General features: G+C 54.7%; 16 protein-coding genes, 1 tRNA gene and 1 pseudogene. All 18 read left to right on the forward strand.

All coding sequences use genetic code 11. The annotated features are described in order from the left end of the window. The first annotated feature begins 18 nt into the window (after nucleotides 1-18). The 18 genes and pseudogenes from MCM46_14075 to MCM46_14160 all read left to right on the forward strand — a co-directional run bounded on the left by MCM46_14075 (nucleotide 19) and on the right by MCM46_14160 (nucleotide 15,195). A complete protein-coding gene (locus tag MCM46_14075) occupies nucleotides 19-1,224 on the forward strand; it encodes a type II secretion system F family protein (GenBank protein ID MCG3112941.1) in 1,206 nt (401 codons plus the stop codon). 28 nt (nucleotides 1,225-1,252) lie between these two features. Beyond that, nucleotides 1,253-3,004, forward strand: a complete 1,752-nt coding sequence (locus tag MCM46_14080) for an ATP-binding protein (GenBank protein MCG3112942.1) — start codon at nucleotides 1,253-1,255, stop codon at nucleotides 3,002-3,004. A 9-nt stretch (nucleotides 3,005-3,013) separates the two neighbouring features. After that, on the forward strand, nucleotides 3,014-4,450 hold the full coding sequence (locus MCM46_14085) for a sigma-54 dependent transcriptional regulator (protein MCG3112943.1): 1,437 nt from the start codon (nucleotides 3,014-3,016) through the stop codon (nucleotides 4,448-4,450). 86 nt (nucleotides 4,451-4,536) lie between these two features. Then, nucleotides 4,537-5,430 carry a 4-(cytidine 5'-diphospho)-2-C-methyl-D-erythritol kinase gene (gene ispE, locus MCM46_14090; GenBank protein MCG3112944.1) on the forward strand — a complete coding sequence of 298 codons (894 nt, stop codon included), beginning with the start codon at nucleotides 4,537-4,539 and terminating at the stop codon, nucleotides 5,428-5,430. A 10-nt stretch (nucleotides 5,431-5,440) separates the two neighbouring features. After that, nucleotides 5,441-5,515: transfer RNA gene (locus MCM46_14095), tRNA-Gln, on the forward strand. 81 nt (nucleotides 5,516-5,596) lie between these two features. Then, nucleotides 5,597-6,535, forward strand: coding sequence for a ribose-phosphate pyrophosphokinase (locus MCM46_14100; GenBank protein MCG3112945.1), 939 nt, complete (start codon nucleotides 5,597-5,599; stop codon nucleotides 6,533-6,535). A gap of 58 nt (nucleotides 6,536-6,593) precedes the next feature. Continuing rightward, nucleotides 6,594-7,343 (forward strand): 50S ribosomal protein L25, encoded by a 750-nt coding sequence (locus tag MCM46_14105; GenBank protein MCG3112946.1) that lies wholly within the window; start codon nucleotides 6,594-6,596, stop codon nucleotides 7,341-7,343. Between the two features lie 96 nt (nucleotides 7,344-7,439). Beyond that, nucleotides 7,440-8,000, forward strand: coding sequence for an aminoacyl-tRNA hydrolase (gene pth / locus MCM46_14110; protein MCG3112947.1), 561 nt, complete (start codon nucleotides 7,440-7,442; stop codon nucleotides 7,998-8,000). 53 nt (nucleotides 8,001-8,053) lie between these two features. Further along, on the forward strand, nucleotides 8,054-9,148 hold the full coding sequence (ychF, locus tag MCM46_14115; GenBank protein MCG3112948.1) for a redox-regulated ATPase YchF: 1,095 nt from the start codon (nucleotides 8,054-8,056) through the stop codon (nucleotides 9,146-9,148). A 275-nt stretch (nucleotides 9,149-9,423) separates the two neighbouring features. Continuing rightward, nucleotides 9,424-9,792: a 30S ribosomal protein S6 gene (rpsF, locus tag MCM46_14120; GenBank protein ID MCG3112949.1), complete on the forward strand. Its 369-nt coding sequence runs from the start codon at nucleotides 9,424-9,426 to the stop codon at nucleotides 9,790-9,792. A gap of 78 nt (nucleotides 9,793-9,870) precedes the next feature. Further along, a complete protein-coding gene (ssb, locus tag MCM46_14125; GenBank protein ID MCG3112950.1) occupies nucleotides 9,871-10,272 on the forward strand; it encodes a single-stranded DNA-binding protein in 402 nt (133 codons plus the stop codon). Between the two features lie 65 nt (nucleotides 10,273-10,337). Then, a complete protein-coding gene (gene rpsR / locus MCM46_14130; protein MCG3112951.1) occupies nucleotides 10,338-10,565 on the forward strand; it encodes a 30S ribosomal protein S18 in 228 nt (75 codons plus the stop codon). A 156-nt stretch (nucleotides 10,566-10,721) separates the two neighbouring features. After that, on the forward strand, nucleotides 10,722-11,096 hold the full coding sequence (locus tag MCM46_14135) for a PilZ domain-containing protein (GenBank protein MCG3112952.1): 375 nt from the start codon (nucleotides 10,722-10,724) through the stop codon (nucleotides 11,094-11,096). 380 nt (nucleotides 11,097-11,476) lie between these two features. Continuing rightward, nucleotides 11,477-12,046, forward strand: a complete 570-nt coding sequence (locus tag MCM46_14140) for a DUF4149 domain-containing protein (protein MCG3112953.1) — start codon at nucleotides 11,477-11,479, stop codon at nucleotides 12,044-12,046. Between the two features lie 442 nt (nucleotides 12,047-12,488). Further along, a complete protein-coding gene (locus tag MCM46_14145; protein ID MCG3112954.1) occupies nucleotides 12,489-13,178 on the forward strand; it encodes a septal ring lytic transglycosylase RlpA family protein in 690 nt (229 codons plus the stop codon). A gap of 133 nt (nucleotides 13,179-13,311) precedes the next feature. Further along, nucleotides 13,312-13,389: pseudogene (locus MCM46_14150) on the forward strand (general secretion pathway protein GspG). A 719-nt stretch (nucleotides 13,390-14,108) separates the two neighbouring features. Continuing rightward, entirely contained in the window at nucleotides 14,109-14,678 is a 570-nt protein-coding gene (locus MCM46_14155) for a hypothetical protein (protein MCG3112955.1), read from the forward strand. Nucleotides 14,679-14,760: 82 nt separating this feature from the next. Continuing rightward, the gene (locus MCM46_14160) at nucleotides 14,761-15,195 is read left to right on the forward strand and encodes a hypothetical protein (protein MCG3112956.1); all 435 of its coding nucleotides are present in this window, start codon (nucleotides 14,761-14,763) and stop codon (nucleotides 15,193-15,195) included. Nucleotides 15,196-15,213 lie beyond the last annotated feature (18 nt).

Below are 15,213 nucleotides of genomic sequence, written 5' to 3' on the forward strand. Positions count from 1 at the left end.
GTCATCAAGGAGTGATCCATGGCGACGTTTGAATGGACGGGGAAGACCCGACAGGGGACGATTCAGAAGGGGCAGCTGGCGGCGAACAGCCGGGAGGAGGTCATCGCGCTTCTCAGAAAGGAAAATATCCTTGTCACCTCCGTTCAACAAAAGGCCAAAGATCTCAAGATCCCGGGATTTGGCGGAGGGAAGGTCAGCGATAAGGATATTGTGATCTTCACGCGGCAATTCGCCACAATGATCGATGCCGGGCTTCCGCTGGTGCAATGTCTTGAAATTTTATCGGCTCAATGCGAGAATCCAGTGTTGGCAAAGGCGGTCGGAGAGGTCCGGGGCGATGTGGAGGGAGGATCGACCTATGCCGATGCCCTGAGAAAACACCCCAAAGTCTTCGATGATCTCTACGTGAACATGGTCGCCGCCGGGGAGGCGGGGGGTATTCTCGATACGATTTTGAATCGGTTGGCGAAGCACATTGAAAAATCGATGAAGTTGAAAAAGCAGATCAAGTCGGCGATGGTCTATCCCTCCACCATCATGGGGGTGGCGGGGATCGTGATTGTGGTCTTGCTCGTCTTCGTGATTCCGATCTTTGCGCAGATGTTTACCGATTTCGGCGGCACCCTCCCGGCGCTGACTCAATTTGTCATCGATGTGAGCCATTTTATGCAATCGAATATCCTCATCATTGCAGGGGCCGTCGGCGCGGCCGTTTATGGTTTCAAAAAATATTACCGGACGCCGAATGGAAGGAAGACGGTCGACAAGATTGCCTTAAAGCTCCCGGTGCTTGGTGATTTGATCCGGAAGGCCGCCGTTGCGAAGTTTACACGGACCTTAGGGACGTTGATCGCCAGCGGTGTGCCGATTCTCGAGGGGCTGGGGATCGTTGCGAAGACGGCAGGAAACAAAGTCATCGAGCAGGCGCTCATGAACGCCCGTCAAAGCATCAGCGAAGGGAAAACCATTTCAGATCCGCTCGGGAAAGAGAAGGTTTTTCCTCCGATGGTGGTCCAGATGATCGCCGTCGGAGAGACGACCGGGGCGCTCGACGCCATGTTGAGCAAGATCGCCGATTTTTACGACGACGAGGTCGATTCTGCGGTCGGCGCCCTCACCTCGTTGTTGGAGCCGATGCTGATGGTCTTCCTCGGTGTGACCATCGGAACGATCGTAATCGCCATGTACCTTCCAATCTTTAAATTGGCTGCGGTGGTGGGATAAACCGATTGCGATGCGATAGGATAGGTCGATGAAAAGAGAAGACGAGATCGTTCTGGGGAGGATCAAGTGGCTGATGGCCCTCCGGATCTTCCTGGTGACCTCTCTTCTCGGCATCCCTCTTCTGCTGGAGCTCAATTATCTCAAAAACCCATGGTCGATCACCACCTTTTATTTCCTGATCGGGTCGACCTATTTCCTCACCCTTGTTTATGCCCTCTTCATCTCGCGGACGCGGTATCCCCTCTTTTTCGTCTCCGTTCAGTTGGGGATCGACCTTTTGTTTGAAACGGCCCTGATCGTGGTGACAGGGGGGATTCAGAGTCCCTTTTCTTTTCTTTACGTGATTACGATCGTTTCGGCCTGCATCTTCTTCCACCGCAAGGGGGGGGTGCTGACCGCGGCTGCGGCGACGTTTTTGTTCGGCACCGTCGTCAATCTACAATATGCCCACATTCCTCCTTTTAATTCCCCCAGTCTGCTCGGTGAGAAGGAGGTGTTTTATATGCTCTTTCTTTATATGATCACCTTCTTTACCGTCGGCAGCCTCAGCGGAAGGCTCTCGGAACGATTGCATGAGAAAGAGGTCGGGTTTTCGAAGCTGCGCGTTTTCACGGAAGATATCGTGGAAAGCATCTCAAGCGGTCTCGTGACGACCGATCTCTCCGGAAAGATCACCTCGTTTAACCGATCGGCCTCCGAGATGACCGGTTTTCGGGCGGAAGAGGCGGTCGGATCGATCTGGTGGGAGCTCTTTTCCTGGGGGGAGATTCGGGACCGCTACCGAGACCTTGCGATCACCGGCGTTCCGCAGCGGTTCGACGGAGAAATTTATACGAAGCAGGGAGAGCGCTGCCTGCTCGGCGTGACGATCTCGCCCCTTCGGAATGAGCACGGGGGGCAGATCGGGATTATCGGGACGTTCCAGGATTTGACCCAGCTAAAAAGCCTCGAAGAGGAGATGCAAAAGAAGGAGCGTCTGGCGACCATCGGAGAGATGGCGGCGGGAATGGCGCATGAGATCCGAAACCCGCTTGCTTCGCTCAGCGGTTCGATCGAGGTGCTCAAGGGGGATCTCAGCCTCCGCGATGAACATCTCAAATTGATGGAGATTGCCGTCAGAGAAGCGGATCGGCTCAACTCGATTATCACGCAATTCCTTCTCTATGCGAAGCCGCTGCCGCCCCGGCGGAGGCCGACCGATCTCCACGCCCTTTTGTGGGAAACGGTTCAGCTTCTTCGGAATAATCCCGAGTATCACGACCGGATCAAGGTTTCCCTGCTGATTCCGTCCGAGCCGCTGATGATTCTGATCGATCCCGACCAGATCCGGCAAGTTTTCTGGAATCTCGCGATAAACGCCTTTCAAGCGATGCCGGAAGAGGGGGTGTTGACGATTTCGACGCGACGGAGCCGTCCTAAAAAGGGGAAAGGAGCGGCGGTCCCCGACGAGCGGATCGAGGTCTTCTTCGCCGACACGGGAGGGGGGATCCAAAAAGGAGATCTCCCGAAAATCTTTTATCCCTTCTTCACGACAAAAAGCTCCGGATCGGGTTTGGGTCTGTCGATCGTCCAGCGGATCATCGAAGAACATGCGGGAGAAATTCGCGTCGAGAGCTCTCCCAAGGGAACCACCTTTTTTATCACCCTTCCGCTGGATGAGTTGACAAGGAGCGAACGGTTGGATATCGAAGATTCCCGTCCGGAGGGGTCTCCCGGGGTCGGTCGGCCGTCCGATCTTTTTCAATCTGCAGAGAGCCGGTTGAAGTCGTTATCGGTATAGGAAAGAGAGATGGAGAAAGTACTGGTCGTTGACAATGAAAAGAGCATGCGGGACTTCCTGTCGATTGTCCTCAAGAAAGAGGGCTATTTCGTCGAGACGGCAGAAGACGGCGATCAGGCCTTGAAGGTATTGGAGAAGGACATCTTCGATCTGGTCCTGACCGACATGAAGATGCCCCGTATGAGCGGCCTCGATCTCTTAAAGGGGCTGAAGGAGCTTTCTCCCGAGACGATCGTGATCATGATGACCGCCTATGCCTCCGCCGAAACGGCCGTCGAAGCGATGAAAGAAGGGGCCTATGATTATTTGACCAAGCCGTTCCAGATCGATGAGGTCAAGTTGATCATCAAGAATGCTCTGGAGCGGAGAAAGCTGCGCCAGGAGAATACCCAGCTTCGCCGCGAGTTGAAGGGCCAGGCGACCTTCACCCAGATTATCGGAAGAAGCGAGAAGATGAAGCGGGTGCTCGATCTGGTCCGGAAAGTCGCCGACAGCAAGAGCAACGTCTTGATCTACGGGGAATCGGGAACGGGGAAGGAGCTGATTGCGCGGGCGATTCATTTCAACAGCGCCAGGCGCGATCGATCCTTCGTCACCGTCAACTGCAGCGCGCTTCCGGAAGCGCTGCTGGAAAGCGAGCTCTTCGGTCATATGAAGGGCTCTTTCACGGGGGCGATCGGAAACAAAGAAGGGCTTTTTGAAATTGCTCACGAAGGGAGCATTTTCCTCGACGAAATCGGGGAGACCTCCCTGTCGATCCAGGTCAAGCTCTTGAGGGTCCTCCAGGAGAAAGAGTTCCGCCGCGTCGGCGGAACAAAAGATTTGAAGGTCGATGTTCGGATCATCGCGGCGACCAATCGCGATCTTGAGAAGATGGTGGCGGAAGGGAAATTCCGCGAAGATCTCTACTATCGTTTGGATGTGATCCCAATCGACCTTCCTCCCTTGCGGGAGCGGCCGGAAGATATTCCGATGCTCGCCGATTTCTTTCTGCGCAAGTTCAATCAGAGCCTTGGAAAAGAAATCGAGGGGATTGAACCGGAGGCGATGCGTGTCTTGATGAACCACGAGTGGAAGGGAAATGTGCGAGAGCTCGAGAACGTGGTCGAGCGCGCCGTCGCGCTGGCCTCCCATAAAATGCTGACCCTGGCCGATTTTAACCAAGGTTTTCTTAAACCGGAGGAGAGCTTTCCGATTCCGGCCGCCATCCCCGAAGACGGGCTCCATTTGGAAGATCTGATCGGGAAGATCGAAAAGGAGCTTCTCCTGAAGGCCTTACAGGAGACAAATTGGGTCAAGAAAGAGGCGGCCAAGCTCCTTCACCTCAACTTTCGCTCCTTCCGTTACCGGCTCGACAAATACGGCATCAAGAAGCTGAAAAACGGGGAGGTCGATCCGGACCTTGAAGACGACGCTGACGACAACCCCGACGATCCCCTTGCCTAGCAAAAAATTCCGCCCCGCTCGCCTTTTGCGCCGGAATATCGTACAATCCCCCCTCTGAATAACCTCATCATACTGACATCGATCAAATGAAAAAAACCGTTTTGGTGAAGGCCCCCGCCAAGGTCAATCTTTATTTAAAGGTTCTCGGGCGGAGAGAAGACGGCTACCATGAAATCCTATCGCTGATGCAGATGGTCGGCCTTTATGATTTCGTCGCCCTCCGGGAAGAGCCATCCGATGTTCGCTTAACGATTGTAAATGGATCTTCCCTTCCGGTCGATCGCTCCAACCTCGTCTTTCGGGCGGCGGAAGCGCTCCAAAAGGCCGCTTTCCAGGGGGAGGCGCGATCGAAGGGGGTTTCCATCCGGCTTACCAAGAACATTCCGATTGCAGCGGGGCTGGGAGGGGGAAGCAGCGATGCGGCGGCGACGTTGGTCGGTCTGAACCGCCTCTGGGGTCTCCGTTGGTCGCGTGAGCGGTTGGCCCGCCTCGGCGCCACGCTCGGAAGCGATGTCCCTTTCTTCCTCTATGGTCCGACCGCTTGGGCGACGGGAAGGGGGGATGAGGTTGAGCCGGCGACGGCGAACGGAGCGGGATGGATGGTGCTGGTCAACCCCGGAATCGCCGTCTCGACCGCTTGGGTTTATCAGGCGTTTTCGCGAAAATTAGGGTTGACAAAAAGCGACCGGGAGATTACTATAAACAAATTTATTGCGCACAGACCGTCTTTAAGGGAGATCTATCACCGCCCTCATAACGACTTGGAAGCGGTCACGTTAGAGGCCTTTCCGCAACTCACCCAAATCAAGAAGGAACTCCTCGGCTTGGGAGGAAAAGGTGTCATGATGTCGGGTAGTGGTCCGACCCTTTTTGCCTGCTTCAGCGACTATTCTTCGGCCAAACAGGCCGCCGCCGCCTTCGAAAAGAAGGACTTGGTAAAGGTGTGGATCGCCCGAATATTGAGAAGGTCGCCGGTATAGTTTTTATTATTGGGGCGTCGACTAGCTGGCAGGTCACGAGATTTTGGATCTCGCAGCCCAGGTTCGATCCCTGGCGCCCCAGCCAAACCACCCCAAAACAGTCTGTTGACGCGGAAACGGAGCGCATCAGAACTGTCTGCGGGGCTTATGATGAGGATCGCTTTCCATGCGACGGTTGAAGCTTTTTTCGGGTAATTCAAATCCAGTCCTCACCAAAGAGATCTGTGATTACCTCGGTATCTCGCTCGGACATGCCGTCGTCTCCACGTTCAGTGATGGAGAAATCTTCATCAAGATCGACGAGAATGTTCGCGGCAGCGATGTCTTTGTCGTTCAATCGACTTCGGAACCGGTGAATAATCATATCATGGAACTGCTGATCCTGATCGATGCCCTCCGGCGCGCCTCGGCAGAGAAGATCACGGCGGTCATCCCCTATTACGGATATGCGCGGCAGGACCGGAAAGACCAACCCCGGGTGCCGATCACGGCGAAGGTCGTGGCCGATCTGATCGCAACGGCGGGGGCCGATCGGGTTTTGACGATCGACCTTCATGCCGGACAGATCCAAGGCTTTTTCAACATCCCGGTCGATCATCTTTATGCGACGCCGGTTTTGCTCGACTATTTCAGGAAGAAGAAGTTTAACGATCTTGTCGTGGTCTCCCCCGATGCGGGGGGGGTGGAGCGGGCGCGGGCCTTCGCCAAGAGATTGAATGTCGGTTTGGCTATTATCGATAAACGGCGGGAGGGACCCAACCGGACGAAGATTATGAATATTATCGGTGATGTCGTCGGGCGGGATATCCTGATCCTCGACGACATGATCGATACGGCGGGGACCATCGCACAGGCGGCGGCGGCGATTAAAGCGAAGGGAGCGGCCCGGATCGTTGCCGGGTGCACGCACCCGGTCCTATCGGGTCCGGCCTTGCAGCGGCTCTCCGAAGCCCCCATTGATGAGATCGTGGTGACGAATACGATCCCGCTGAAGGGGAAAGAGCAGGTCTGTAAGAAAATTACCGTTTTGTCGATCGCTTCCCTCATCGGTGAAGCGATTAAGCGGATTCACGAAGAGGCGTCGGTCAGCTCTCTCTTCGTATAAAGAATGATAGGCTAGATCAGAATCGGGACCGGGAGGTCCCTCCCACAAGAGAGGTTTTATGCAAAAGATTGAGATTCAAAGTGAATTTCGAAAAGAGGCCGGCAAGGGTGTCGCCCGGCAGCTGAGAATGCGCGGAAAAATCCCGGCGGTGCTCTACGGCGCCGGCGCTTCCACCCTGCTGACCATGGACCCCAAAGATATCAACAAGGTGCTCCATTCGGCCTCGGGAGAAAATACGCTGATTACCCTCCAAATCACGGGGGGATCGGGCGAGGAATCCCGTGTGGCGATCTTGCGTGACTTTCAGCGGGACCCGATCACCGGAAAGGTCTTGCATGCCGATCTCTTCGAGATCAATATGAATGAGCCGATCGTGGTCAAGGTGCCGGTCGAGGTCACCGGGACGGTGTCGGTCGGGGTGAAAGAGGGAGGGGTGCTTCAGCACAACCTCCGCGAGATGGAGATTCGCTGTCTCCCTTCGCTGATTCCGGATCATATTCAGGTGGATGCCTCCGCGTTGGCGATCGGGGAATCGGTTCATGCAAAGGATATCCGATTGGCGGAAGGGATCGAAGTGATGACCGATCCCGACCAGGTGGTCGTCTCCGTCGCCGCCCCGATTTCCGAGGCGAAGCTGGAAGAGCTCTTGACCGCGCCCAAGGAGATCAAGGAGCCGGAGGTCCTCACCAAAAAGGAGGGAGAGGAAGCTCCGAAGGCCGAGGGGGGGAAGGGAGAGGCCAAAGCGGGAGAGGCCAAAGCGAAACCCGAGGCGAAGGGGAAGGAAGAGAAAAAAGAGACCAAGAAGTAAGTTTCTAAAACAGGGAGTGGGGTTTGGAAAAATGATTTTAACTGCCCCCTACACCCTATTCCCTACCCCCTGTTTTTTGGGAAGCGGATCGTGAAAATGATCGTCGGGCTGGGGAACCCCGGTCCGGAGTATGAGGAGACCAAACATAACGTCGGTTTTTGGCTGATCGATTCTTTCGCAAAAGACCACGGTATTTCTCTCTCCGAAAAGAAGGGTGAAGCCAGGGTAGGACAGGGCCGATTGGCCGTCCCCTCCGGGCAGATCGATTTGGTTCTGGTGAAGCCGCAGACTTTCATGAACCGAAGCGGCCGGTCGATTCAGTATCTTCTTCAGGTTTTCGGTCTCTCCCCCTCCGAAATGATTGTGGTGTATGATGATCTCGACCTCCCGTGCGGCCGGATTCGAGTTCGGACCAAAGGGGGTGCCGGCGGCCATCGTGGGGTGGCGTCGATCATCGATGCAATTGGAACCAATGAATTTATTCGTCTCCGCGTTGGAATCGGTCGCGACCCAAGCCAAGATCCGGCCGATTATGTCCTGACCCCCTTTCGATCGGAAGAATTGAAGCAGGTGGAAGGATCGATCGACAAAGGGGTCGAGGCGCTTCCGCTTCTTTTAGAGGGACGAATTACCGAGGCGATGAATCGGTACCATTAAGGCGTTGAGGCGTGAGGGGAGAGGGCTCACGCCTCACGTGTTTTAGGAAAAATATGGCAGTCAATTGTGGAATTATCGGGCTTCCGAATGTCGGAAAGTCGACCATTTTTAATGCGCTGACCCGCGCCAACGCGGCGGTCGCGAACTATCCTTTCTGTACCGTCGAGCCGAACGTCGGGATCGTGGAAGTCCCGGATGAACGGATCACGCGGCTGTCGGAGATCTATCGGCCGAAGAAGCGGACGCCGACGAATATGGAATTTGTCGATATCGCCGGCTTGGTCGAAGGGGCCAGCAAGGGGGAAGGGCTCGGAAATCAATTTCTGGGCCATATCCGCGAGGTCGATGCGCTAGTCCACATCGTCCGCTGCTTCGACGATCCGGAGATCGTCCATGTCAACGGGGCGGTCAACCCGAAGCGCGATGTGGAGATCATCGATACCGAGCTGATTCTGAAAGATTTGGATTCGATCGATAAGCGGCTTCTCCGGGTCGAGAAGAAGGCGAAGTCGGGCGATAAAGAATCGGTGCGGGAGGCGACTCTCCTGACCCGTCTGAAAGAGGCCCTCTCGGAAGGAAAATCGGCGAGACAGGTTCCGTTCTCGGAAGAAGAGGCGCCGGTCATGAAGGAGCTGGCCCTTTTGACGGGAAAGCCGATTCTCTACGTGGCGAACGTGCCGGAAGGGGATGTCGAGAAGGGGAACGCCTACTCCGACCGCGTCATTGAGATCGCCCGGCAGGAGGGGACCGAGTGCATCATCATCAGCGGAAAGATCGAGTCGGAGATCGCCGTCCTTTCCCCCGAGGAGGGAGCGGTCTTCTTGAAGGAGTTGGGGCTGACCGAACCGGGGCTCGCCCGGCTGATCCGCGCCTCGTATCGTCTTCTGGGACTGATCACCTTTTTTACCGTCGGTGAGGATGAGGTCAAAGGGTGGACGATCTCGAAGGGGACCCCGGCGGTGCAGGCGGCGGGAAAGATCCATTCCGACATCGAACGGGGTTTCATCCGGGCCGAAATCTTCCGCTACGACGATTTGATCCGTCTCGGCAGCGCGCAAGCGATCAAGGAAAAGGGACTGCTCCGCTTGGAAGGGAAGGAGTATCTCGTCCAAGACGGCGACTGCGTCTATTTCCGGTTCAATGTTTAGGTGCGCCGGATGGGAACGGTCCAAATTGACTCGGAAAATCGGATATGTTAAAAAATGTGGCGTTGAACTTGAGTGAACACGCACGCGCGTCGCATTCCTCGCAGCTTGCTGCGGGGAGCTTCAATGCCTGGAAGGGGATTTTCTTTCAGCAGCGCAAAGCGGACGGAGAGCCGTCCGAAATCGCGGCAGGGTGGTGCGGTTGCACTACAAATGCCTTTATAAACATCCTCGCTCTAAACCTGTTTTAGGGCTTGATTAACCGTGAGGGAGAATTCATGAACGGATATGAGACGATTTTCATCGTCAAACCGTCCCTTTCCGATGAAGAGGTCGCCAAGATCACTGAAAAGATCAAAGGGGTGATCCAGAAAGCGGGAGGGGAAGTGGTCGTCACCGAGAATTGGGGCAAAAAGAAGCTCGCCTACGAAGTGCGGAAGGAAAAGAAAGGGACCTATCTGATCGCCCATTTCAAGGGAACCGGGACGACGGTCTCCGAACTGGAACGGAGCTATCGACTCGACGAGTCGATCATCAAGTTCATCACCATCAAAATCCAGGATGAGCAGCTTGGAAAAACCCTTCCCGCACGCGATGAAAAGCCGGTCTCATCGTTCCGTGATCGGGAATCGGTCGGAGGGAGATAATATCAACTTGAGAGTTCCGCGGTCGTTTTCGTCTTTTTTGACAGAAAGGTGCTTATCTGCGGAACGAGGAGTGAGAAAATGGTCAGCTTTAACAAAGTCATTTTGATTGGAAACCTTACCAAGGATCCGGAGATCCGTTACACGCCGAGCGGAACGGCCGTCGCCAGTTTCGGGCTGGCCGTCAACCACCGCTACAAGCAGGGAGAAGAAACCAAAGATGAAGTCTGCTTCATCGATATCGTGGTCTTTGGAAAACAGGCGGAGAACAGCGGACAGTATCTTTCCAAGGGCCAGGGGGTCATCGTCGACGGGAGACTTCAGCAGCGTCGATGGGAGACGGAAGACGGTCAGAAGCGGAACAAGCATGAAGTTGTCGCCCAGACGATCCGGTTTCTGCCCAAGCGTCAAGACGGCTCCTCGGAGGGGCCTTCCCGCAGCGACCTGCCCGGTGACGAGGGGATGGATGAGGTTCCATTTTAATTAGGGGCGTATTGCAATACGCCCCTACGATGCGTGTTCAGGAATAAGAACAAAACGGAGGAGTTGTGGAGAAGAAATATTTTCAACGGAGGCGCGTCTGCCGTTTTTGCACTGAAAAGAAAGAGACGGTCGATTACAAGGAGATCCAGGTTTTAAAGGGATTTCTCACCGAGCGGGGGAAGATCATCCCACGGCGGATTTCCGGAAACTGCGCCGCGCACCAGCGGCATCTGACCGCCGCGATCAAGCGCGCCCGGAATATCGCCTTCTTGGCTTTTGCGGAAGAGCGATAGACACGATCGACTAGGGGTTCTTCCTTCGCCCGCCATCGGGCGAAGGAAGAACATCGGCGCAGCAACGGGACGCCCCGCGTCGCTGAATTTGATTGACGGATCTCCCCAAAATTGATATAGTCAGCCTCATCTTTCTACTTTGATTGAGGGGGGGATATGCTGACTTCTGAACGGAAACCAAAGGTCAACCGGCGGGAATCCACCAGGGTCCCGTTCATCGTTCTCGAGGTCAAGGGAAAGTACTCCAACAAGGTCTTCCTGGCGTATGCCGAGAATATCAGCCAAGGAGGGCTCTTCCTCTCCTCGGCGCAGACGCTGAAGGTCGGAGATCGTTTTCCCATCGAGTTTATCCTTCCCGACAACAAAACGAAGGTTCGCTGCACCTGCGAGGTCACCTGGAAGAAGAAATACGACCACAACGGAATTATTTCCGAAGGGGTCGGCGTTCGCTTTATCGACCTTCCGGCGAGTCAAAAGAAGATCATCAGCGGCTGGATCGATAAGGAAGAGAAGAAAAAACGTGGTTCATGAGCAAGCCCCCGTCTGAAGCAATCCTCGCCCGTTCCTCAAAACATCGCTTTCGCGTTTTGCTTTTCATTTTTCTTCCCGGCAATTTATTTTTTCCTCCTCTTGCGCCGGGTTCGGGAAGGGGGCTTCTCGCTCGCGGATGAAGTCACGGAATGTCGGCGCAAGCCTAGGTTTTTGCAGGAATGATTTTCAGGAATTGAAGCTCCCCGCAGCAAGCTGCGGGGAGCTTCGACCCGAAAGGATGGAAAGACTCTATTTGTATTCGCGCGTCTAACCTTCGCAGCAAGCTGCGAGGAATGCGACGCGCGTGCGTGTTCAAAATCGTCGGGGAACGACGCGTCACGCGTTCGATCGACTGATATAGACTGATTGAGAAGGGGACGATGGAAGTTCCGATTCCGAACTTTTACTTCATGGGGATTCAATTCATTCACCTGCTGGCCCTTTCCATTTGGGTCGGCGGAATCGTGGCGATCGGTTTAATCGTCGCCCCCATTCTTTTCCGGCGGATCAAATCGCGGCGCACCGCGGGCGAGTTGATGGGGGAGATTTTGAGGAAGTTCGATCTTCTCTCCCTTTTTTGCATCGCGGCGCTGATGATCACCGGAATCATCAAATATTGGACCTGGGAGAATCTCACCCCCTGGAATCTTACGCGGTATCTTGCCATCCTGGTGATGTCGGCGGGGGGGCTTTACTCGGCCCTGGTCGTCTCGCCGAAACTTCGCAGCTGGATGGCCTCCCAGTCGTCGGCCAAAGTGGCCGCCGTCGCCCGAGAGGGGGCGTTGCGCCCCGCGATGGTTCTGGCCTCTTCCGGTTCGGCCGCCGTCCAAACGGTGGAAGAGGTGGAAACCGGGGAGAATCCCCCCGACTTCAATCGGCTTCATCATCTATCGGTTCGCCTGATGAGCATTAATCTGATTTGCGGCGTGGTAGCCCTTCTGATGGCATGAAGTCGGGCTGCTTGCGCTTCTTTAGGGAGGAGTGACCGAAGTGATTGACTCTCAAGAGAGACGCGCCGGAGAACGGCGGGATGAAACGGAAGACCGCCGCCAAGGAGATCGGCGGCAGGCAGATCGGCGGCAGGGGGCGCGCCGGGCGATTGAGCGACGCAAAGAATCGTGTCCCGTCTGCGCCAGCGAGCTGACCCCCAAACTTTTTTGCCCCTCCTGCAAGATGAGGGTGATCAAGATTAGAAATTAATCCGGTTCGCCGGGCAAAATCGCTTTCAATCCAAAAGGCTTTTCAGCCGGGCGATAATCTTCTTTCCAACGGTCTTTCCATCTTCGCTGGAAAAAAAGGGCAGAGCGGTTCGATCCCTGTTCGGGAGGATGGAGAAGACGTCGGCGCGACCCCAAAGGGGGATCCGCCTTCCACTCCCGCGAATCGACGGCCATGTCTTTGACGATTAACACAAAGCGCTTCTTTCCAACCTCTTTTCCTCATTCTCTCTCTATTCATCTCGTTATTCTGGTCGGACTCCTTGCGTTCAGCGGGTGCGCCGGCTCCCCCCGCAAGGCCGATTATGACCTCGGCTACCGGGAGACCGGCCGGGCTTCTTGGTATGGAAAAGATTTCCATGGAAGGCCGACCAGCAGCGGCGAAATTTATAATATGTTCGACCTTTCCGCAGCGCACCAGACCCTTCCTTTCGGGACCCAACTTCGCGTAACGAAACTGGACAGCGGACGGAGCGTTCGGGTGAAAGTGAACGATCGGGGACCGTTCGTGGGCGATCGGATTCTCGATCTTTCCTACGAGGCGGCCAGAAAATTGGGAATGATTCAAGCGGGAACGGCCGACGTTGAAATCGAGATCGTCGGTTTTGAGAAAATGCGCGGCCACGGCGATTTTTTCATTCAGGTCGGCTCCTTTCAATCCAAGGAGAATGCCGCTCGGATCAAGGAAAAGCTGGGGGGGCAGGGTCAAGCGGTCCGCATGGAGACGATTGAAACGGGAGACGGACCCGCCCACCGGGTTCGGGTCGGACCGTTTCGCTCCGAGAAGGCGGCCCGCGCAGCCGTCCGGCGGCTCCGAAAGCAGCTCGCGTCGGAGTCGCTGAAACCGATTATACTAAGAGAGTAATTGAACGTTCGATTAGGCATGTGACAATTCGGAATGACGAATCAGGTAAATAAGGGGAAGCGTGGAACGGATTCATAGTCTTTTAAAAAAAATAAGGCGGGGGGGGGAGAAGGGATTTACCCTCATCGAATTGATGGTCGTGGTGGCGATCGTCGGCATCCTCGTCACCCTCGCCGAGCCGTCGTATCGCATCGCCACGATCAAAGCCAAAGAGGCGGCGCTCAAGAAAGATCTCTATGTCATGCGCGATGTCATCGATCAGTACCACGCGGATCAGGGGAGCTATCCCGCCGCCCTCCCCGACCTCGTCGAAAAGGGATACCTGCGGGCCATTCCGGTCGATCCTTTCACCGGAACCACCGAGACGTGGGTTGAGATTTTTGTCTCCGAAGGGGATGAATCCGGAATTTACGACGTCCACTCCGGCAGCGATATCATCGGGACCAACGGGACTTCTTACAACGAGTGGTAGCGGTTCACTTGTTTGAGACCGGAGCTTTCCGGATCCTCTTTCTTCGGCTAAGCTGATCTCCACCTCTCCTCATCAGACTTTCTTCCCACTCCAAAAAGTCTATAAGATAAACCCATCTAAACGATACGGGGCGCCATTTATTTGTTTCAGTTGGATGACTTTCCGAACTTGATCGAGGAGCTTTTTCGGTTGAGGAGCGGAGGGCTGCACATGGGTCAGAAGAGGGGGATTCATGTTTTGACCGATCAATCCTTCACGGCGGGTTTACACATACTGTATTGATTTTAGAAATTCCATGTGATATACCACCGTCGTCCATAATTTTAGAGCACAAAATTTTCTGCCTATCTCCGGTTTGGTCTTTGACTACATTATATTTTCAATATGTTAGGAATGATCAACAAGAGATAGACAGAAAAAATTCCGTAAAATAAGGCAGAAAAATTTCTGTCTATTATATGTTGGGCATCACCGTGACGCAGCCCAGTGGAGTCAGCAGGCGTATTCAACAGTGTATTGAACGCTTGCAATCAAGAGACTACGAGGGTGCTCTGGTCAATCTGTTTCCTGCAATCGACAAGACCGCCAAGAAACGAAGACCAAAGGAAGGCGTCGGCTCACGGATACGAGCGTTTTTAGAAGACGAAGAAGCGCTCATTTCGGCCGTCGCTACAGGTAATGTACTTACGCGCATCTCGGTTAACGGCGTGAGTATTACAGACGCACTCTATAAATTTGGTCGCACGCCCATTGCTCATGAAGGTGAACTCGATCCACGCCTTCAGTTCAATGATGCGGGCTCAGTCGAGATCGGAGCGGTGCGCTGGAACCTGCCATCCGGTTACATAGTAGGTATGACCGTGGCTGTAGTCGTTGCTCCTGAGAACAAAGCAGAACGAGTCAGTGACGACCTCGGCATCACTCTGTTCGGAAAGCAGTTTCGAATAAATGAGCTGTGGGGGGAAAGACTGGTCCATGGCCTCATCTGCGAGAAATTCCGCAATCCGCGGCTATTCGAGAGAGCATGATGCCCAACACTTCCACGCGACTCGCGAAACGCTCGCGCGTGAAGCACAACGTTGGGCTCGATAACGTTGGAGGTCTACCATTATGATTGGTCGTCTAGCGGGCTGGCCTGTGGTCTTTGCGGTTCTTACAGGTGGTTGCGCCATAATGCAGATTGATAATACTGTGCAGAGGATTGATAGTTCTGTCGGTCTTTACTGGGCGGCAGCGGCTTCAGTGAAACTCGGCGACTCCAAAGAGCATGTTCTTACAACCCTCGCACCGACCCAGACCTCCTTATCGCCCAAAGAACGCAAGCAGTCGGATACCTTTAGGCAAGGTGACTCCATCATTGAAATCCAGTACTTTCGGAGCGGACGACAACCCGATGGTCTCACGACAGACGACGAGTTCACCCCTTACGTATTCACTGATGGCGTTCTGACATCGATCGGGTGGACATCGCTTGGTGGCCCACGGTCTCGTGGTCAGGCAATCCAGCCGCCGCCGATAATTAACCAAAAGGTCATCGTCAAGTAACAGTGTCATGTCACTGGA

The sequence above is a fragment of the Candidatus Manganitrophus morganii genome, from assembly GCA_021651055.1.
Classification (GTDB): Bacteria; Nitrospirota; Nitrospiria; order SBBL01; family Manganitrophaceae; genus Manganitrophus; species Manganitrophus morganii.